The organism is Paucibacter sp. Y2R2-4 (genome assembly GCF_025717535.1).
In the GTDB taxonomy this organism is placed as follows: Bacteria; Pseudomonadota; Gammaproteobacteria; order Burkholderiales; family Burkholderiaceae_C; genus Paucibacter_A.
In genome coordinates this window covers 147816-166613 of record NZ_JAJIRO010000001.1, presented here as the reverse complement: position 1 = coordinate 166613, position 18798 = coordinate 147816, and the positions used below count along the sequence as shown (strand labels likewise).

Here is an 18798-nt window from a genome sequence, read left to right as displayed (position 1 = left end):
GGTGCTCAAGAACGCCACGATTGGCTACTCACTCAGTAAATATATTTATGATATTCTTTGATGAAATCACCATCACCTGATTGCCTCATGAGTTCAGCCATACACGCCAACTACATCGCCGGTCAGTGGACCGAGGGCCCTAGCCAGCGCTTCAATATCAACCCATCAGATACCCGCGATCAGATTGGCCGCTACACCCAAGCAGACCTGAATCAGGTGGAGTTGGCACTCGCGGCCGCTCATGCCGCGGCGCCGGCGTGGGGCCTCAGCAGCCCGCAACAAAGAGCCGATGTGCTGGACAAAATCGGCAGCGAAATCTTGGCTCGCAAAGAAGAGCTCGGCGAGTTGCTCTCGCGAGAAGAAGGCAAAACCCGACCCGAAGGCATCGGTGAATTCGCCCGCGCCGGCGCCATCTTCAAGTTCTTTGCCCAAGAAGCTTTGCGACTGCGCGGCGACAAGCTGGCTTCGGTGCGCCCCGGCTTGGAAGTGGAAGTGACGCGTGAACCGATCGGTGTGGTCGGCCTGATCACGCCGTGGAACTTCCCTGCGGCCATTCCAGCCTGGAAGATCGCGCCGGCCCTGGCCTACGGCAACGCCGTGCTCTTCAAGCCGGCGGAGCTGGTGCCCGGCTCGGCCTGGGCCATCAGCGAGATCATCAGCCGCTCCGGCCTGCCCGCGGGCGTTTTCAATCTGGTGATGGGACCGGGCTCGGTGGTCGGCCAAGCGCTGCTCAACGATGCGCGCATTGATGGCCTGAGTTTCACCGGCTCGGCCGGCACCGGGGCGCGCATTGCCCAGGGCGCGGTGCAGCGCGGCGCCAAGTTCCAGCTGGAGATGGGCGGCAAGAACCCCTGCGTGGTTTTGGATGATGCCGACCTGGAAAACGCGGTCAACTGCGTGCTGCAAAGCGCCTTCTTCTCGACCGGCCAACGCTGCACCGCCGCCTCGCGCATCATTGTTCAAAAAGGCATTTACACCGAATTCCTGACCCGCCTGACTGCGGCCACCCAGAGTTTGCGTGTGGGCCACGCCTTGGCCGCCGACACCCAGATCGGCCCGGTGGTCGATGAGAGCCAGCTGGCCCAAGACCTGCGCTATATCGCCATGGCCAAAGCTGAAGGTGCGCGCCACATCTGCGGCGGCGAGCAGCTCAAAGCTGACACGCCGGGCCACTTCCTCAGCCCGGCCTTGTTTGCCGACTGCGACAACCGCATGCAGCACTGCCAGGAAGAAATCTTCGGGCCGGTGGCCAGCGTCATCCCGGCCGATAACTATGAACATGCACTGAGTCTGGCGAATGACACACCGTTTGGCTTGTCCAGCGGAATCTGCACCACCTCGCTCAAACATGCCACGCATTTCAAGCGGCATGCCCAGGCCGGCATGGTGATGGTCAATGTGCCCACGGCCGGCGTGGACTACCACGTACCCTTCGGCGGCCGCAAGGCCTCCAGCATCGGCTCGCGCGAGCAAGGCACTTATGCCGCCGAGTTCTTCACCACGGTCAAGACCAGCTATCTCCAAGCCTGAAGCACCATGTCCATGCCCGCCACTCTTCTCCTGCGCTCTGTTTCTGCTTGTTTGGGCGCAACAGCCGCCCTGCTCCTGGGCGCGTGCAGCGCGATCTCGACTGCGCCTGCGCCAGCGGCGGGCTCGGTCGATCAGATCTTGAGTCGCAGTCACCGCTGCAGCGACAGTTTGAACCTGCGTTCGCAAGCGCTCAACGCCAGTCAAGAAGCCGCCATCTGCTCGGAGTTGGCCTTGGTGGAACAACGCTTTCACAGCGTCTTCAAGACCCTGGGCCGGCCGGTCAAGGGTGACCTGAACCGTTCGCTGCGCGCCAATATTTACGCCTCGAACGAGGACTTCGGCCGCTATGCCGGTCAGCACTTCAATATGCCGACCGACAACGGCGGCATGTATCTGGAAGGCCTGCCCGACCAGCCCGGCAATCAGGCGGAGTTCATTGCCAACCAGCGCAAGGACGGCAGCGTGCGCAATCTAGCGCATGAGTATGTGCATTACCTGGATGGGCGATTCAATCTGCACGGCGACTTCTGCGCCGTTTTGCATGACTCGCATTCACCACCCGAGAACTGTGCCCGCCCTGCACCGCTCACGCCCTATTTGGTCTGGTGGACGGAAGGTGTGGCCGAGTACATCGCCCATGGCGAAAGGCTAAGCGCTCGCCAACGCGAAGCCGCTGCCGCCAAGACCTTTGCGCTCAGCCAGTTGTTTGACACCGGCTACGAGACCAATACCGGCGAAGCTCGCGTTTACAGCTGGGGCTATTTGGCGGTGCGCTTCATGATGGAACGCCACCGCGCCGACATCGAACAAATGCTCAGCCTGACGCGCGTGGGTGACTATCCTCGCTACCAGGCCTTGGTGAAGCAATGGGGCAGCAGCTTTGATGCCGAGTTCGCCGCCTGGCTGACAGAGCTGCTGGCACGCCCCGTTTAAGCTACAGCACTTCGAGGCTGAACGCAGAGAAACAAAGGCTTGCGCCCATGTGTACCGTGATTGCCATCGGCCCCCAGGCCAGTGTGGACGGTTCCACCTTGCTGAGCCACTCCGACGCCGGCCAAGATTCACGCGTGCGCAAGATTGCGGCGCAAGACCACCCGCCGGGCGCCAAGGCACCGGTGCACTTCGGCTTGCAAGAGATCACACGGCCAGAGCTGGACTATTTTGGCGAGGTGATTGGCGAGATCGATCAAGTGGCGCACACCTACGCCTACTTTCACTCGGCCTATTCGCACATCAACGAGCACCAGCTGGCCATTGCTGAGAGCACCACCTCGCAGCGCCCCGAACTGCGCTGCGAGCGCGGTCAGGGCGAGCAGATCATGACGGTGGAGCAGGCCATGGTCTTCGCCCTGCAACGCTGCCGCAAAGCCCGCGAAGCAGTCCTCTTGATCGGCGCGCTGATGGAAGCCCATGGCTTCCTCAGCTCCTGCGGCGATGGCAGCGAGCTGCTCTGCATTGCCGACCCCGAAGAAGTCTGGGTGTTGGAACTGCTGGGCGTAGGCCAAGGCTGGTGCAAGGGTAGCGGCGAGCCGGGGGCGATCTGGGCTGCTCAGCGCATGCCGGCCGACCATGTCTTGATCGTCGCCAACTGGAGTGTCTTGCGCGAACTCGATTTGCAAGACAGCGCCAATGTGCTGGCTTGCGCCCATGTGAAGAGTTATGCCGAAGCGCGCGGCTGGTACACGGCCAGCTCGGGTCGGCCTTTTGATTGGCGCCAGGCCTATATTCCCTTGCCGCGCGAATGGGCCGCCTCAAGGCTGTGGCTTTTTTATTCCGATGTCGCCCCGAATCTGCGGCCCTGGCCGGAACGGCGCCTGGGCAGCGACAGCATGGACTGCCTGGATGCCTATCACCAGGTGGTCGAGCCGCTGGAGATCTACCCTTTTTCGGTCAAGCCCGAACGGCGGCTCTCGCTGCAGGATGTGATGCGCTTTCATCGCTCCACCTTTGAGGGCACGATTTACGACATCACGGCCCAGCCGGCTTGGCAGGTGGCCGACGCTGCCGGGAAGCTCAGCAAAAGCCCTTTGGCCACGCCCTTCCCCAGCCCGGATCAGCGCCGCCTGCTGCGGCTGACGCACAGGCGCCCGGTGGCGCGGCATTTTGGTTACTACAGCGGGATCTGTCAGCTGCGCCAGTTGCGAGCAGATTTACCCGAAGACATCGCGGGTGTCTATTGGTTGGCCTTGGGCAACCCCTTGGTCAGCACCTGGGTGCCCATGCATCTGGGCATTGAAGCACTACACGCGAGCTTCAGCAGCTATGAGCCTCAGCGTTTCGACGAAGGCTCGGCACGCTGGTGCATCGAGTTTGTCGACAATCTGATGCAGCTGCGTTTTCAGCAAGCGCTGCCGTTTCTGCGCGAGTTGCGCGAGGCCTTTGAGGCCGAAAGATCCACCGAGTGGCGGGTCTTGGAAGAAGAGTTGCAAAAAGAGCCGGACGTTTCAAAGCGTGCTCAACGCTGCACAGCGTTCGCCCAAAAAGCGATGGCGGCGGTGCCTCACTTCTATCGTTCGGTCCGAGAACGGCTCTTGGTTGACTTGAACCATTGCCGTACGAGCTGAAGCGCTCAGGCGTTGACGATGTCTTGCTCGTCCACGCAGCTCAGATCTTCATCTTCGGCTTCGTCCACCATGCGATCGAAGTCAGCATCGGCGAGCTTGTTCTTGGCGATCAGCGGCTTGTCCAAAGGACGATAGACGCGGCTGTGCAGGCGATTCAGGCGGTCCGAGTGTTCCATGGCACGCAGCACTTGCTCGGGGTTGAGCAACATGGCGAAGGGGCTGGCGATTTGGGTATTCAGCATGATGGGACTCCGTTGGGCTTTCGTTTCAGGATGTAAGCCACTGTAGGGAGTCTGGCCTTGGCTACCTAGTCGGGGGGCGGCCAAAGCGCGTGTCAGACAAAGTCTTACGCCACTGCTGGTGTCGCGCAGCTCTTTTGTAGGGCGGCAGCCCCGCCGGAACGCATCAGCGCAATTTGGGCATTAGCTTTTGATGCACATCGTCGCGGCCGGCTTTGATGGCAAAGTCTGCCGCAGCCAAGCCTTGCTGATTGCGCAGCGAGCCATCGGCGCCCGCCTTGAGCAGCAGCGCCGGCAGGTCGATGGCACCATAGCCGGCGGCCAGCATCAAGGGCGTGCTGCCATTGGGCGAGCGGGCGTTGATGTTGGCGCCCTGGCTCAGCAACCAAGCAGCCACACCGTTGTCAGGGCCGCTGCAGGCGTAGTGCAGCGGGGTCCAGCCTTCACGATTGACGGCGGAGCCTCGCTTGACCAAGCTTTGCACCCAATCCAAACGCCCTTTGAGGGCTGCCAACATCAGCGGTGTCTCGCCTTTGGCATTGGGGCTGTTTACATCGAGCCCAGGTGCTGCTAACAAACTTTCCAGAGCCTTGCTGGAGTCTTCGCGCATGGCGATTTCCAGGGCCAAACGACCCCGTGCATCCTTGACGTTGGGATCGACGCCGCGCAAGAGCAGACGGGTGATGTTGTAGCCGTCATCCAACTCGGCGGCCATCACCAAATCATCGATAGGCGCGGCCTGGGCGGCCATGCCAACCAACAAGGCAGCGATGAGAAGAAAACGCGTTTTGAACTTGTTCATGGGTGCGAGCCAAGAGAGCAATAGAACAGCGAGAACCTGGCGATCAGTTCAGGCCAAACAAGCGCCGGGTATTGGCGCTGGTCTGCGCCGCCAACTCGGCAATCGAGACCCCCTTCACCGCCGCCAAGGCGGAGGCCACATGGGGCACATAGGCAGGACTGTTGGTGCGGCCGCGGTACGGCACGGGGGCGAGATAGGGGCTGTCGGTCTCGATCAGCAGACGCTCCAGCGGCAATTGGGCCGCCACGTCGCGTAGGTCTTGCGCGTTCTTGAAACTGAGGATGCCGGAGAAGGACACGTAATAGCCGCGCTCGATGGCGGCCAAGGCCACCTCGACGTTCTCGGTGAAGCAATGGAAGACGCCGCCGGCTTGCTCGCCGCCTTCTTCATCCAAGACCCGCAAGGTATCGGCTGCGCTGCTGCGGGTGTGGATCACCATCGGTTTGGCGGCTTGCCGAGCGGCGCGAATATGGGTGCGAAAGCGCTCGCGCTGCCATTCCATATCGGCTTCGATGCTACGGCCATTCAGGCGGTAATAGTCCAGGCCGGTTTCGCCAATCGCCACCACCTTGGGGTCGGCCGCGGCCTCGACCAGTTCTTGCACGCTGGGCTCATAAACATCTTCATTGTCCGGATGCACACCCACCGTGGCCCAGAGCTGCGCATGATCGAGTGCTAAGCCCTTCACCACCGGAAACTCTTCCATGGTGGTGCAGATGCAAATGGCCTGTTCCACCTGAGCGGTCATCATCTCGGCCAAGATCTGGGGCAGCTGGGCGCGCAGTTCAGGAAAACTCAGATGACAGTGGGAATCGATGAACATGACAAGGGCCTAGGGAAGGAAAGCAGCGGACGGACGCGGCGGCCCGCCAGGCAAGTCAGATGGTTTGGGTCGGCTTGGAGGAGGAAATCTGGGTGCCCAGGATTTCCTCGATCTTCAGCTTGATCAGGCGGCTTTTTTCATCCGAAGGAAAGCGCACGCCCACACCCTGGGTGCGGCCACCCGAGGCATTGGCCGGGGTCAGCCAGGCGATCTTGCCGGCCACCGGATAACGTTGATTGTCATCAGGCAGGGCCAGCAGCAAGTAGACGTCTTCGCCCAGGCGGTACTCGCGGTTGGTCGGCACGAACAAGCCGCCATCGGTGAAGACCGGCATATAGGCCGCATACAAAGCCCCCTTTTCCTTGAACACCAGCTGAATCACGCTCGGCCGCGGCCCCACCGCCGGGACATTGGTGGTGGGGAGGTCAGCTTTCAGGCCGGCTGGCCCGTTCGCAGGAGTCTTGGAAGGCAGATCGCTCATGGAGGGCAAGTGTAGCGAAGCCTTGCGGGTGTAAAGCTCAGGAGCAAAGCTCAGATCAAGCCTGGATCAGCGCTTTGGCATGGCGTCCCGCAAGGCCTGCTGACCCTGAGCCACCAGCGACTCCATCAACAAGCCCGCGTTCAGCGGATGCTCGGCATGCCGGGCAGCCCGGCGCAGCGCCTCGTCCCAGCTGTGCAGCGGCGCGCTGAGCTTGGGCGTGGGCAAGGACTCGGCCGGAAAGTAGCTCGGCGCAGCGCCGTGCGAGCGACGAATCAGGTCATGGCAGAGGCGCTGCAAGGCATCGATGGCGCGCGGCTGCGGCCAGTCGGTCAAGGCCTGGGCTTCGCCACGCGCCACACGTTGCGGCAGCTGCTGCCAAGCGGCGGCGCGCAGGCCGGCTTCAAACCAGTCGCGCGCTTCTTGCGGGCGACCGCCGGCCGCATCTAGCAGGACTTCAGCGCCCTCCACACCCTGCTGCTTCAGCCAAGTCAGCGATGCGGCACGCTCGGGCAGGCCCAGCGGCAACGGTTGGCAGCGGCTGCGTATGGTGGGCAGCAAGGCTTGCGGCGCACTGCTGGCCAGCACAAAGCGCAAGAGGCCGGCGGGTTCTTCCAGGGTCTTGAGCAAGGCATTGGCCGCCACGGTGTTCAAGGCTTCAGCCGGATAGACCACCACCACCTTGGCGCGGCCGCGCGCCGAGGTGCCCTGGCTGAAGCCAAGCATGGCCCGCACCGCATCGATCTTGATCTCGCGGCTGGGTTTGGTCTTGCTAGCTTTGGGTTCACCGTCGCGGCCCACCTCGCCCTCAGCAGCCCAGCCGAGTTGCTCACGCAGGGCCTCGGGCAGCAGCAATTGAAAGTCAGGATGGGTGTGCGACAAAAACAAATGGCAGCTGGCACAGTCGCCGCAGGCGCTGCCGTCGGCATGCGGTTTTTCACACAGCCAAGCCTGCGCCAGCAGCAAGGCCAGATCAAACTGGCCCACGCCCGCCGGCCCCTGCACCAGCAAGGCATGCGAGCGGGCATTGGCCAAGGCCTCGCGCAGCGGGCGCTCCAACCAAGGCAAGGGCTGAACCAAGGGCGCGTCGGCAGCGGCAGTCACCATCCTCGGGACTCCATCACCGCTTCGATTTGCGCCGCGACCTCGGCCACAGTCAGGCTGGCGTCGATGCGAGCAAAACGCTCAGGCGCGGCAGCAGCACGAGCGGCATAGCCGGCGCGCACACGCTCGAAGAATTCCAGGTCCTGGGCCTCAAAGCGATCGGCCTCGCGGGCGGCAGCGCGGCGCTGCGCGGCGATGGCCGGGTCCAGGTCAAACCACAGCGTCAAATCGGGTTGACGGCGGCCTTGCACCCATTGCTCCAGTGTGCTGAGCACCGTCAGGTCCATGCCCCGGCCGTGGCCTTGGTAGGCAAAAGAGGCATCGGTGAAGCGGTCGCACAAAACGGTTTGACCGGCGGCCAGGGCCGGCTCGATCAGGGTCTGCAAATGGTCACGCCGGCCGGCGAACACCAGCAGCAGCTCGGTCAGGCTGTCCATGGGCTGGTGCAAGAAGAGCCCGCGCAGCGTCTCGGCCAGCGGGGTGCCGCCGGGCTCGCGGGTGTTCAGCACCGCGGCGCCGCGGGCCTTCAAGCGTGCCGTCAAGGCCTCGATATGGGTGGACTTGCCGGCCCCGTCTATGCCTTCAAAACTGATGAATCTGCCTGCCACGTCTGCTTTCGATGGCGGCCTCAGCGGCCGCGCTGGTATTTGTTGACGGCGCGATTATGCGCGGCCAAGTCTTCACTGAACTCGCTGGAACCGTCGCCGCGCGCCACAAAGTACAAGGCACGGCTGCGCGCCGGGTGCAAGGCCGCCAGCAAAGAGGCATTGCCCGGCATGGCAATCGGCGTGGGCGGCAGGCCGCCGCGGGTGTAAGTGTTGAAGGGCGTGTCGGTCTGCAAATCGCGCTTGCGCAGATTTCCGTCGAAGCGCTCACCCAGGCCGTAGATCACCGTCGGGTCAGTCTGCAAAGGCATGCCGATGCGCAGACGGTTGATGAAGACGGCCGACACCAGGCTGCGGTCGGCCGCAGTGCCGGTTTCTTTTTCGATGATGGAGGCCAAGATCAAAGCTTCGTCTGGGCTCTTCAGCGGCAGACCCTCGCTGCGCCCGGCCCAGGCCGTATCCAGCCGTTTTTGCATCGCACGGTAGGCGCGCTTGAGCACGGTGATGTCGCTGACGCCGCGGCTGTAGGCATAGGTGTCGGGGAAGAAGCGCCCTTCAGCCGCCTGGCCCGGCGCGCCCAGCAAGGTCATCAATTCCGCCTCACTCAAGCCTGCTGTGGTTTGCTTCAATGCCGGGCTCTTGGCCAAAGCGGAGCGCATCTGGCGGAAGCTCCAGCCTTCGATCAGGCGCAGCTGCTCCAGCACCTCGTCGCCGCGCACCATCTTGCCGAGCAGATCACGCGGCGTGTCACCGCGGTGAATCTCGTAGCTGCCGGCACGGATCTGCCGTGCCTGACCCGACCAGCGGAACCACTGATACAGCAGCCGGGCATCGTCTTGCACACCCGCATTGGCCCAGGCCTGGGCCACCTCGCGCGGCGAACTGCCAGATTCGATGGACAACTCCACCGAGGGCGCGTTCAAGCTCAAAGGCGCTTGCAGCCACCACCAGCCCCAGCCCGCCGCCCCCGCAGCGCAGAGCAATAAGAACAGCGTCATCAGCCATGACAGCCGTTTGAGAAATTTCATCGTCAGCCCAGCCCTTCAATGCCCTTGGGTTCACGCCCAGATTCGGGGGCTGATGATAATCGTGCCTATGAACAGCTTGAACTCATTGAACACCGCACCCTTGAGCGGCGCTGCGCGCCTGAGCGATTGGGGATTGATCCGAGCCGCAGGCGAAGACGCCGCCAAGTTTTTGCACAGTCAATTGACGCAAGACTTTGCCTTGCTGGGCCTGAACGAAGCACGCCTGGCCGGCTTTTGCTCAGCCAAGGGCCGCTTGCTGGCCACCATGATTGGTTGGAAGCCCAGCGAGCATGAGGTCTTGCTCGCCCTGCCGACCGAGCTCTTGCCGGCGATTCTGAAGCGCCTGTCCATGTTTGTGCTGCGCGCCAAATGCAAGCTCAGCGATGCCTCGGCCGAGTTGCAGCTTTGGGGCTTGGTGGGGGCGGACGCCGCTCAAACGCTGGTCGAAGCAGTGCCAAACAGCCCATGGACCTTGAGCCAGAAGAACGGCGCCACCGTGATTGCCCTGCCCGAGGCTGCCGGTCAAGCGCGCTTTTTGTTGGTGCAAGCGCAGGATGCCGCAGCCCCAGCTCTGCCGGTTCTGGCCGAGAGCGACTGGCAATGGCTAGACTTGCAAAGCGGCCTGGCCTGGGTGCGCAGTGCCACCACCGAGCAGTTTGTGCCGCAGATGCTGAATCTGGAATTGCTGGGCGGCGTCAACTTCAAAAAGGGCTGCTATCCGGGCCAAGAGGTGGTGGCACGCAGTCAGTACCGCGGCACCCTGAAGCGCCGCACCTTCTTGTTTGCGCTGCAGGGTCAGGCCTTGCCGGGTCAAGAGATCTTCCACAGCGAAGACCCGGGCCAGCCCGCGGGCCTGGTGGCCAACGCCGCCAGCAAGGACGGCCGCAGCCTGATTCTGGCTGAGACCAAGATTGCCGCCCTGGACTCCGGCAGCTTGCACCTCGGCAGCGTTGATGGCCCGCTGCTGCAGCCGCTGCCCTTGCCTTATGCCCTAACAGAAGCCCAGTGAGTGAAACGGCAGTGACGGGACATTCAAACGGGCTGGAGCTCTACGTCTATTACAAGCTGGAGCCTGCTCAGGCTCAGCCTGCGCAGCGGGCTTTCGCGCTGGCCAGTCAAGGCCAGACCGAGCTTCAAGTGGAACTTCGCCAGCGCGAGGATGCGCATGAGGCCCTGCTGACCTGGATGGAGATCTACCGCGGCCCGCCCGCCGCGATCGCTGCCCTGGAGGCGCAAGTTGCTGAGGCTTTGCGCCCTTTCATCCAAGGCGCACGCCATCTCGAGCGATTTCGGCCGCTGCCTGGCCCACAGCTCACAGCACCCTGACCATCTCCACATGACCGATGCCGGCCTCCTCGAACACCGGGCCGCGCTGAACAAAGCCTGAGCGGGTGTAGAAGGCAGCGGCTGACATCTGGGCATGAAGCAAGACCTCGCGATAGCCCTGTTGTCGCGCTGCCTGCATCAAGGCCTCGAGAACTTGGCGCCCAACCCGCCCGCCGCGCATGGAGCGCAAGACGGCCATGCGACCGATTTTGGCCACGCCCGGTACATGCGGCAGCAAGCGGCCCGTGGCGAGCGCCTGTCCCATGCGATTGAACGCCACCGCATGCAGGCAGCCGGCGTCGCCCGCATCCCACTCCATCTCGGCGGGGATTTTTTGCTCTTCGACAAACACGGTTTGGCGGATCTTGCCGGCATGCGCGCCGAGTTCGGCCCAGTCTCCCAGACGCACATCGACGATGTTCTGCCCGGCCTCAAAGGCTTCAATCACCGCGCGCAACTCGGCCGGCACCGGCTTGGGGCTCTGCGTCTGGGCATCGGCAAACACATAGACCAACTCGCCTTGCACCAGCAGGTCGGTACCGCGGAACACTGCGGCGTCAATCTGCATGGAACTGTTGCCGATGTGTTTGCAACGAATCCCGATGTCGAGCTGATCATCAAAGCGGGCCGAGCCCTGGTAGTCGAGGCTGGCCTTTCGAACATAGAGATCGCCCCCCAAGGCCTGCATGGTGTCCATATAGGGCAAGGCCAAGGCGCGCCAATAAGCGCTGACGGCGCTGTCGATGTAGTTCAGGTAGTGGCCGTTGAAGACGATTTGCTGCGCGTCTATTTCGGACCAGCGCACCCGCAGGCGCTCGGTGCATCGGAAGTCAGCAGGCTTGAGTGAAGTCGTCATGGTTTGAGGCCTCAGGGCTGAGCGCTTGTTTGAAAAGCTTGTTGAATGGCTTGGCCGCAGACCTCGAGCGCGCTCAAGGCCTCGGGGATGGCACGGCCCATCTTGATGAAGTCATGGGTGACGCCGCGGTACAACTCCAGCTGCACCTGGCCACCATTGGCCCGCAGCCGATCCGCATAGGCAATGCCTTCGTCCACCAGCGGGTCGCATTCGGCCAAGACCACGCAGGCCGGCGCCAAGCCGCTGTGGTCTTCGGCTTCCAGCGGTGCAAAGCGCCAATCGCGCTTGTGATGGCCGTCGATGTAGTGATTGAAGAACCAATCAATGGAGGCTGCGTCCAGCAAAAAACCATTGGCAAACAGCTTGTGCGAGGGGGTATCCGCATGGGCGGTGGTGCCCGGGGTAATCAAGAGTTGCAAAGCCAGCTTCAAGCCCATACCGCGCGCGTGCAAGGCGGACACCGCCGCCAAGGTGCCTCCGGCACTGTCACCGCCCACAGCAATTCGAGAACCGTCCAGGCCCAAACTGGATGCAGCTTTGACCAACCAGGCCAACACCGCCCAGCAATCGTCAACAGCCGCAGGGAAACGGTGTTCGGGCGCCAGTCGGTAATTCAGCGACAAAACGGCCGCACCGCTGCGCAAGGCCAGTTGCCGACACAGGCTGTCATGCGTGTCAATGCTGCCAATCGTGAAACCGCCGCCGTGAAAATACAGCAGCACCGGCAGACCTTCGGCCTCGCTGGGCGCGTACAGCCGGGCGGCCAGCGGCCCCTCGGCGCCGGGCACCTGCAGATTGTCGACACGGGGCAAGGGCGCACGCGGAAGATCCAGGATTTCTGCGCCCATCAGATAGCCAATGCGCGCCTGTTTGGGGCTCAGGCTATGAAAAGCCGGCCGATTCGCCCGATGGATGCGGCTCAAGACGCCCGCCATCTTCGGTGTCAACAAGGTGCTACTCAACAAATACTCCAGGGTTTAGGCTTGGGGGCGGGCCAAAGTCAGCCGAACCGAGCCCAAGAACCCGCGATTGTCCCATCTCGAAGGAATTCAGCATGGCCTTGATTCAGTACCTGACTCAGATCCACTTTGACTTCGGTGCGGTTTCGCAATTGCCGCAGATCTGCGCGCAGGCCGGCATCTTGCGGCCCTTGGTGGTGACCGACGCCGGCATTCGCGCCGCTGGCGTGCTGACTCAGGCCCTGTCCGCTTGGGGTGAGGAGGCGCCGCCGGTGTTTGACCAAACGCCCGCCAACCCGACCGAAGCGGCCGTGCGCTGGGCCGTCAAACTGCTGCATATGGGGCATTGCGATGGCCTGGTGGCCATTGGCGGCGGCTCCAGCATGGATCTGGCCAAGGGCGTGGCCCTGGCGGCCCACCACGAAGGCCCCTTGAGCCAACTGGCCACCATCGAAGGCGGCAGCGCGCGCATTGGCGCTAAGTTGCTGCCTGTGATCGCGGTACCAACCACAGCGGGCACCGGCAGCGAGGTGGCCCGTGGCGCCCTGCTGATCGTGGATGATGGCCGCAAGCTCGGTTTTCACCACTGGGCCCTGCTGCCCAAGGCGGCGATTTGCGACCCCGATTTGACCTTGGGTTTGCCGCCGGGCTTGAGCGCTGCTACCGGCATGGACGCCATCGCCCATTGCATGGAGACCTTCATGTCCAATGCCGTCAACCCCCCGGCCGATGGCATTGCACTGGAGGGCTTGCGCCGTGGTTGGGCGCATCTCGAGCGGGTGGTGCGCGATGGCCGTGATCGCGAAGCCCGCTGGCAGATGATGAGTTGCAGCATGCAAGGCGCCCTCGCCTTTCAAAAAGGCCTGGGCTGCGTGCATTCGCTCAGCCATGCGCTGGGCGGCGTCGATCCGCGCTTGCACCATGGCACCTTGAATGCCGTCTTGCTGCCGGCCGTGATCCGCTTTAACGCCAAAGCGCCAGGCATGTTGCGGGAGCAAAAACTGGCTCGCATGGCTCAGGCCATGGGCCTGCCCGGCTGCGACGGCCTGGGCACCCAGATCGCCGAGGCCATCACTCAGATGAACGAGCGCATCGGGCTGCCGGCGGGTTTGGCCGCCATGGATGTGGACCCCGCGGTGTTTGATCGCGTCATCGAGGGCGCGATGAAGGACCATTGCCATGCCAGCAACCCACGTCAAGCCCAGGCACTGGACTATTTGGAAATGCTGCACGCCTCGCTATGAGGCCAGTTCTGCATCCCGGAAACTGCATACGCAGTTGAACGAGGAGAGCAAGATGGGCGCCTTTCTCTGCTATAGCGACATTTACCGTTGACCGGGGCGCTGTAGCCGATGCGAGTAGGCCTTATGCTCGCCCTGCCCACATCCTGATTTCTGTGCCGAGCGCAGCGAAGGGGGATTGATGAAGCGTTTGATTGCACGCCGACTTGAAGCGCCGGCTCTGTTGCGTGACGCATTCTCAGTCTTCGCAGACCCAATGCGACTGAGCATCCAGCGTTGGGCAAGCTTTTCAGGCTTGGCGCCTTTTATGTCCAGCGCTCTTCGGTGGCATCAGCTGGGCCATCAAGGCTGCGAATCGGCCAATGAAGGGTGTGGAGCTGCTGTAGCCGAACCCAAAGCCATGGCTCCGCTTTCGGCGGCATTGATTCCTGTAGCAAAAGCGCCTACGCACTGTTTGTCCAGGCAAGGCTTGCGCACCTGCCTCGCCCTCCTCGCCTATGCCATCTTGCAAGGCGGCACGGCAGCCCAGGCCGAGGATCTGACTTCGAGCGTGCAGATCAGCCGCGGCGACCTCGTCTTTAACCCGGTCAGCAACAGCTTCGATGCACGGGTCACGGTCAAAAATACCTCAACGATCACTTTGCTCGGGCCACTCAAGCTCGCGTTGGCAAGCGTACAGCCTGTGGACGTCGCCTTGTACAACAGTCGCGGCCGACTCAACAGCGGAGAAGAGGCCGGTGCCGACTACTTGGTTCTGCCTCTCTCCGCAGGCACCCTGAAACCAGGTGCCAGTACCCAGACCACGCTGCGCCTGACGGCGCCCTCGAAGGACATCGGGACCATCACCTTCGTGCTTGATGGGGAACGCTTGCTGGCCGGACAGACGGGCACGCTCAAGATCCGGGCCGTCTATGCCGGAGCGGATGGCCAGGGCGCTAGGCAAACACCCGTAGGCGCTGGCTATCAAGTGCTAATCAACGATGTGCTGCGCGGCTTGACGGACGCTGCAGGCCGCCTGGATTTGCTGACCAAGGCCGGCCTGTCCCACATCTCAGTGCGCAAGTCCCCTGGCGAGGGCGGCAACGAAATCGCGAATCTTGTGCCTGGCGCGAGCATGCCGGTAACCGTCGTCATGGACGGTGGAAAGGAAGTTCCTGCCGATGGCTTTCTACGCCTCGACGCCGTGCAGCAAGGCATGCTCTCACGCAGCGCGCCTCGCATCGCGCTGCGCTTTGAAGACTCGCGCGAACAGAGCATCAAGCTCAGCTACCTCTCGTCCGTCACGATGCTGGACTGGAAGGGCAGCCTCGTCAATCTCACCGATCTGTTCAGCGTGCAGCCTGACGGTTCCGTGGCTGCAGATCCTTCCGCCTTTTATGTCGCCATTTTATATGCGGGCGTCAGTCTCCATACCTTGACGGTCGTCGGCGAGGACGCTGCTGAGAATGTTTATGAGGACAGCGTCAATTTCTACTTGGCCGACCACAGGGTGCGCGTCCAACTGATGGCGCCCCCCTCCAATCCCGGCTTGCGCCTGGCCGATGTGGTGTTGACGGCCAGCATGCTCGGCAGCCCGATCCGGTTCAAGGCGCAGTCCGATGCGACGGGTCTTGTGACCTTGCCCGATCTGCCCGAGGGCCTGATCGATCTGAACGCTACGACTTTGGATGGACCGAAGTACTACATCGGCGACGGTTTGACCTTTCTTGGTTTTGATGCACTTATCTCGCTGAATCTGAGAGCGTCTCAGGACGTCCTGGCCAATGTCCCGGCCATCGCAGCAGTACAAGAGTTGCCGACAGGCCGCTCTGATTCGTCGGCAAGGGCAGCACGCAAGGCGCCAAGTAGCAGCGAAGCAAACAAGGCCGCTCGCGATGCCGCCCTGCAGCGGTAAGCGCAGCAAAGATCGGTCTCGGCAAGAGGAGCACGAGCGCGAGCTTTGTCGCTCAGAACGGCGAACACGATTCCGATTGAACCGGTCGGTATGTACTCAGGAATCGCTGGGGCTGGCGATAAGCAGACACTGTGCCGTGCTGGTACAGATTCGAGATGACGGCACGATGAAGGGATGGGAAAGTCATGCCCCTAGCTCGTGGGAAATGGCGCGCAATTCAATCGTTATGGGCCTAGATTAGCGTTGCGTGGAGAAACTCAATCTCGAGATGCGCCACGAACCCAGGAGGATGTTTCAATGATCTTTCGTACTCTGGCAAGCGCCGCAGCGGCCTTCGCACTTTTTGGCGGCGCACAAGCGGCAACTTACGACTTCGCGGGCGACACCACGGCAGCTCCGACCTATCACCGTGCTCTCGCTGGATTCAGCGGACTGTCTGCTGTCGGAACGGCGGTGCATTACCAAACGCTGAGCTTCAGCGTGGACGCCGCAGGTGCTTACGACTTCAGCAGCAAGGTGACCGGCTGGGACAATTTCACCTTTCTCTACAAAGACGTTTTCAATCCAGCCGATGCGCTGAGCAATGGCGTGATTGGGAATGACGATCTTGGAGGCGTCATCGGCACCTCCGGCTTCAGCGCGAACTTGAGCGTGGGTACGACCTACATCATGGTGACCACAGGTTTTGAGAACTTTGATGCCGGTGCTTATGCCAACAGCATCAGCGGCGTGGGTAATGTCATCACCGCTGCAGTCCCTGAGCCCGAAAGCTATGCCTTGATGGCTTTGGGCCTTGGTGTCGTGGCATTTGCGGCGCGCCGTCGCAAACACGCCTAAGTTGGCGGCAAGCCGGTTTCAGCGGCTCCGCCTAAGAAAAAAGCCCGGCAGATGCTGCATCTGCCGGGCTTTGTTTTTCAGCGACGGGCTGTAAATCAGCCGTGCTTGGCCTCGAAGAATTGCTCGTCTTCGGTGGAGCCTTTCAAGGCGGCAGTGGAAGCTTCGCGCTCGATGGTGGTGGTCACGGCGTCGAAGTAACCCGTTCCGACCTCGCGCTGATGCTTCACAGCGGTGAAGCCCTTCTCGGCAGCGGCGAACTCAGCTTCTTGCAACTCGACGAAGGCGCTCATATTGTTGCGAGCGTAGCCATAGGCCAGGTTGAACATCGAGTAGTTCAGGCTGTGGAAGCCGGCCAGCGTGATGAACTGGAACTTGTAGCCCATGGCGCCCAACTCGCGCTGGAACTTGGCGATGGTGGCGTCGTCCAGGTTCTTCTTCCAGTTGAAGGAAGGCGAGCAGTTGTAGGCCAGCAGCTTGCCAGGGAACTTGGCGTGGATGGCGTCAGCGAATTGCTTGGCGAAGGCCAGGTCCGGCTTGCCGGTTTCGCACCAGATCATGTCGGCGTAGGGTGCATAAGCCAGGCCGCGGCTGATGGCTTGCTCGATGCCATTGCGGGTGCGGAAGAAGCCTTCGACGGTGCGCTCGCCGGTGCAGAAAGGCTTGTCGTTGTCGTCGATATCGCTGGTGACCAGGTCGCCGGCTTCGGCGTCGGTGCGGGCCAGCAAGACGGTGGGCGTGCCCATGACGTCGGCAGCCAAACGTGCGGCGACCAACTTGGACACGGCTTCCCGGGTGGGCACCAAGACCTTGCCGCCCATATGACCGCACTTCTTGGCGGCGGCCAACTGGTCTTCGAAGTGAACGCCTGCGGCGCCGGCTTCGATCATGGCCTTCATCAGCTCGAAGGCGTTCAGCACGCCGCCGAAGCCGGCTTCAGCATCGGCCACGATGGGGGCGAAGTAATCGATGTCGTTCTTGCCTTCGGACCATTGGATTTGGTCGGCGCGGGCGAAAGTGGCGTTGATCTTCTTGACGACCTTGGGCACCGAGTCCACCGAGTACAGCGACTGGTCGGGGTACATCTCGCCATTGCTGTTGGCATCACCGGCAACTTGCCAGCCGGACAGATAGATGGCTTTCAGGCCAGCCTTGACCTGTTGCATGGCTTGGTTGCCAGTCAGCGCGCCCAGCGAGTTGACGAAGGGCTCGGTGTTGACCAGGCCCCAGAGCTTTTCAGCGCCGCGCTTGGCCAGCGTGTGCTCGATGGCCAGCGAGCCGCGCAGACGCACCACATCGGCAGCGGTGTAGCCGCGGGTGATGCCCTTCCAACGGGGGTTCTCAGCCCAGTCTTTTTCGAGGGCTGCGATTTGCTGTTCACGGGTCAAGTTCGTCATGATTTGCTCCTGCTGAGACGTTGGGAAGAAAGGAAGGAAGAGAGAAGAAAAAGCGTCTTGCTTGGAACTAAATTTATTCCTCTTTCCGTCGCAGCGGAAGACTTGTATCTTATATAAGACTAAATATCTTTTGGTTTAAATTCAATGACTTACAAACTTAATTTCTGAATGTGAAATTGCATTCACCATGATGAGAAAAAATGCGGCGGCGCAGCAACGGATAAGTTCACGATATGAAATCACCGTTTCGCATCGTGAATTGAGCAAGAACTGACCCGAATTGATGCGCGATGACGCGATCCGGCCGCTACAGCAGACTACCCTGGGCAGCAGACCCGGCGCAGCGCCATAGCCGCCCCATTGAATCACCCAGCGTGACGAGAGCTGCAGCCCCCGATTGCGTCTGGGCGCCCTCGCTATAGTGGGGAAGCACCAAGCCAAAAGAAGAGAAAAGAACACTATGCAAGGCCCCGAACCCAGCACCCTCCATCCCATGCCGGGCTTTCCGCAGGTGGCGTATTTGAAGAATGCGCTCAGCCACAATCCCAACATCATCGTGGGCGACTACAGCTATTACGACGATCCGGAAGGCGTGAGCAACTTCGAGCGCAATGTGCTCTATCACTTCCCCTTTATTGGCGACAAGCTGATCATCGGCAAGTTTTGCGCCATCGCCCGCGGCGTCAAGTTCATCATGAACGGCGCCAACCACAAGACTTCGGGGTTTTCGACCTACCCCTTCTTCATCTTCGGCAATGGTTGGGAGACTGCCGCTCCCCAGCCCGGCGACTTGCCCTACAAGGGCGACACGGTAATCGGCAATGACGTCTGGATTGGCTATGACGCCTTGATCATGCCGGGAGTCAAGATCGGCGATGGCGCCATCATCGCCTCGCGATCGGTGGTGGTCAGCGACGTGCCGGCCTATGCCGTGGTGGGAGGCAATCCGGCGCAGTTGATCAAGCAGCGCTTCTCAGACGAGATAGCCCAGCAGTTGCAGGCGCTGGCTTGGTGGGATTGGCCGGCCGAATTGATCACCGCGAATCTACAACTGATCACCGGCGGCGACCTGGCGGCACTGCAGGCCGCAATCAAGCGCTAGAGGGCGAGGCCGAGAA

At 61.9% G+C, this 18798-nt stretch carries 19 protein-coding genes; 9 read left to right on the top strand and 10 right to left on the bottom strand.

All coding sequences use genetic code 11. The annotated features are described in order from the left end of the window. Nucleotides 1–87: 87 nt before the first annotated feature. The 3 genes from LNV06_RS00685 to LNV06_RS00675 all read left to right on the top strand — a co-directional run bounded on the left by LNV06_RS00685 (nucleotide 88) and on the right by LNV06_RS00675 (nucleotide 4094). Nucleotides 88–1530, top strand: coding sequence for an aldehyde dehydrogenase family protein (locus LNV06_RS00685; protein WP_263536322.1), 1443 nt, complete (start codon nucleotides 88–90; stop codon nucleotides 1528–1530). 138 nt (nucleotides 1531–1668) lie between these two features. Further along, complete coding sequence (locus LNV06_RS00680; RefSeq protein WP_263536321.1) at nucleotides 1669–2463, top strand: collagenase; 795 nt, start codon at nucleotides 1669–1671, stop codon at nucleotides 2461–2463. Nucleotides 2464–2510: 47 nt separating this feature from the next. After that, nucleotides 2511–4094 (top strand): dipeptidase, encoded by a 1584-nt coding sequence (locus LNV06_RS00675; protein WP_263536320.1) that lies wholly within the window; start codon nucleotides 2511–2513, stop codon nucleotides 4092–4094. A 5-nt stretch (nucleotides 4095–4099) separates the two neighbouring features. On the opposite strand, the gene LNV06_RS00670 is transcribed toward LNV06_RS00675, so the two are convergent. From LNV06_RS00670 to mltG, 7 genes are all read right to left on the bottom strand, one after another. After that, entirely contained in the window at nucleotides 4100–4336 is a 237-nt protein-coding gene (locus tag LNV06_RS00670) for a hypothetical protein (protein WP_263536319.1), read from the bottom strand. Nucleotides 4337–4499: 163 nt separating this feature from the next. After that, complete coding sequence (locus LNV06_RS00665) at nucleotides 4500–5135, bottom strand: ankyrin repeat domain-containing protein (RefSeq protein ID WP_263536318.1); 636 nt, start codon at nucleotides 5133–5135, stop codon at nucleotides 4500–4502. A 43-nt stretch (nucleotides 5136–5178) separates the two neighbouring features. After that, complete coding sequence (locus LNV06_RS00660) at nucleotides 5179–5958, bottom strand: TatD family hydrolase (RefSeq protein ID WP_263536317.1); 780 nt, start codon at nucleotides 5956–5958, stop codon at nucleotides 5179–5181. A gap of 55 nt (nucleotides 5959–6013) precedes the next feature. Beyond that, entirely contained in the window at nucleotides 6014–6439 is a 426-nt protein-coding gene (locus tag LNV06_RS00655; RefSeq protein WP_263536316.1) for a PilZ domain-containing protein, read from the bottom strand. Between the two features lie 66 nt (nucleotides 6440–6505). Further along, nucleotides 6506–7543: a DNA polymerase III delta subunit-related protein gene (locus LNV06_RS00650; protein WP_263536315.1), complete on the bottom strand. Its 1038-nt coding sequence runs from the start codon at nucleotides 7541–7543 to the stop codon at nucleotides 6506–6508. Then, the gene (gene tmk, locus LNV06_RS00645; RefSeq protein WP_263536314.1) at nucleotides 7537–8148 is read right to left on the bottom strand and encodes a dTMP kinase; all 612 of its coding nucleotides are present in this window, start codon (nucleotides 8146–8148) and stop codon (nucleotides 7537–7539) included. The genes LNV06_RS00650 and tmk overlap by 7 nt, the downstream gene beginning before the upstream one ends. Nucleotides 8149–8168: 20 nt before the next feature. Continuing rightward, entirely contained in the window at nucleotides 8169–9173 is a 1005-nt protein-coding gene (gene mltG / locus LNV06_RS00640; RefSeq protein WP_263536313.1) for an endolytic transglycosylase MltG, read from the bottom strand. Nucleotides 9174–9240: 67 nt separating this feature from the next. On the opposite strand from mltG, the gene ygfZ reads away from it, so the two are divergent. Both ygfZ and LNV06_RS00630 read left to right on the top strand, forming a co-directional pair. Continuing rightward, nucleotides 9241–10182 (top strand): CAF17-like 4Fe-4S cluster assembly/insertion protein YgfZ, encoded by a 942-nt coding sequence (ygfZ, locus tag LNV06_RS00635; RefSeq protein ID WP_263536312.1) that lies wholly within the window; start codon nucleotides 9241–9243, stop codon nucleotides 10180–10182. Between the two features lie 11 nt (nucleotides 10183–10193). After that, nucleotides 10194–10499: a DUF4936 family protein gene (locus LNV06_RS00630; RefSeq protein ID WP_263536311.1), complete on the top strand. Its 306-nt coding sequence runs from the start codon at nucleotides 10194–10196 to the stop codon at nucleotides 10497–10499. Here the strand turns inward: LNV06_RS00630 and LNV06_RS00625 are convergent. Together LNV06_RS00625 and LNV06_RS00620 are read right to left on the bottom strand one after the other, a co-directional pair. Then, nucleotides 10486–11355 (bottom strand): YbgC/FadM family acyl-CoA thioesterase, encoded by an 870-nt coding sequence (locus tag LNV06_RS00625; RefSeq protein WP_263536310.1) that lies wholly within the window; start codon nucleotides 11353–11355, stop codon nucleotides 10486–10488. The two genes, LNV06_RS00630 and LNV06_RS00625, sit on opposite strands and share 14 nt — an antisense overlap. An 11-nt stretch (nucleotides 11356–11366) precedes the next feature. Further along, a complete protein-coding gene (locus LNV06_RS00620; protein WP_263537475.1) occupies nucleotides 11367–12290 on the bottom strand; it encodes an alpha/beta hydrolase in 924 nt (307 codons plus the stop codon). A 119-nt stretch (nucleotides 12291–12409) separates the two neighbouring features. Here LNV06_RS00620 and gbd point away from each other — a divergent pair, with 119 nt between their 5' ends. From gbd to LNV06_RS00605, 3 genes are all read left to right on the top strand, one after another. Beyond that, nucleotides 12410–13558 (top strand): 4-hydroxybutyrate dehydrogenase, encoded by a 1149-nt coding sequence (gene gbd, locus LNV06_RS00615; RefSeq protein WP_263536309.1) that lies wholly within the window; start codon nucleotides 12410–12412, stop codon nucleotides 13556–13558. 178 nt (nucleotides 13559–13736) lie between these two features. Continuing rightward, the gene (locus LNV06_RS00610) at nucleotides 13737–15449 is read left to right on the top strand and encodes a hypothetical protein (protein ID WP_263536308.1); all 1713 of its coding nucleotides are present in this window, start codon (nucleotides 13737–13739) and stop codon (nucleotides 15447–15449) included. Nucleotides 15450–15746: 297 nt separating this feature from the next. Then, nucleotides 15747–16286, top strand: a complete 540-nt coding sequence (locus LNV06_RS00605; protein WP_263536307.1) for a PEP-CTERM sorting domain-containing protein — start codon at nucleotides 15747–15749, stop codon at nucleotides 16284–16286. Nucleotides 16287–16381: 95 nt separating this feature from the next. On the opposite strand, the gene aceA is transcribed toward LNV06_RS00605, so the two are convergent. Next, nucleotides 16382–17680, bottom strand: coding sequence for an isocitrate lyase (gene aceA, locus LNV06_RS00600; RefSeq protein WP_411970037.1), 1299 nt, complete (start codon nucleotides 17678–17680; stop codon nucleotides 16382–16384). A 460-nt stretch (nucleotides 17681–18140) separates the two neighbouring features. On the opposite strand from aceA, the gene LNV06_RS00595 reads away from it, so the two are divergent. After that, on the top strand, nucleotides 18141–18782 hold the full coding sequence (locus LNV06_RS00595; RefSeq protein ID WP_263536306.1) for a Vat family streptogramin A O-acetyltransferase: 642 nt from the start codon (nucleotides 18141–18143) through the stop codon (nucleotides 18780–18782). Nucleotides 18783–18798: the final 16 nt, after the last annotated feature.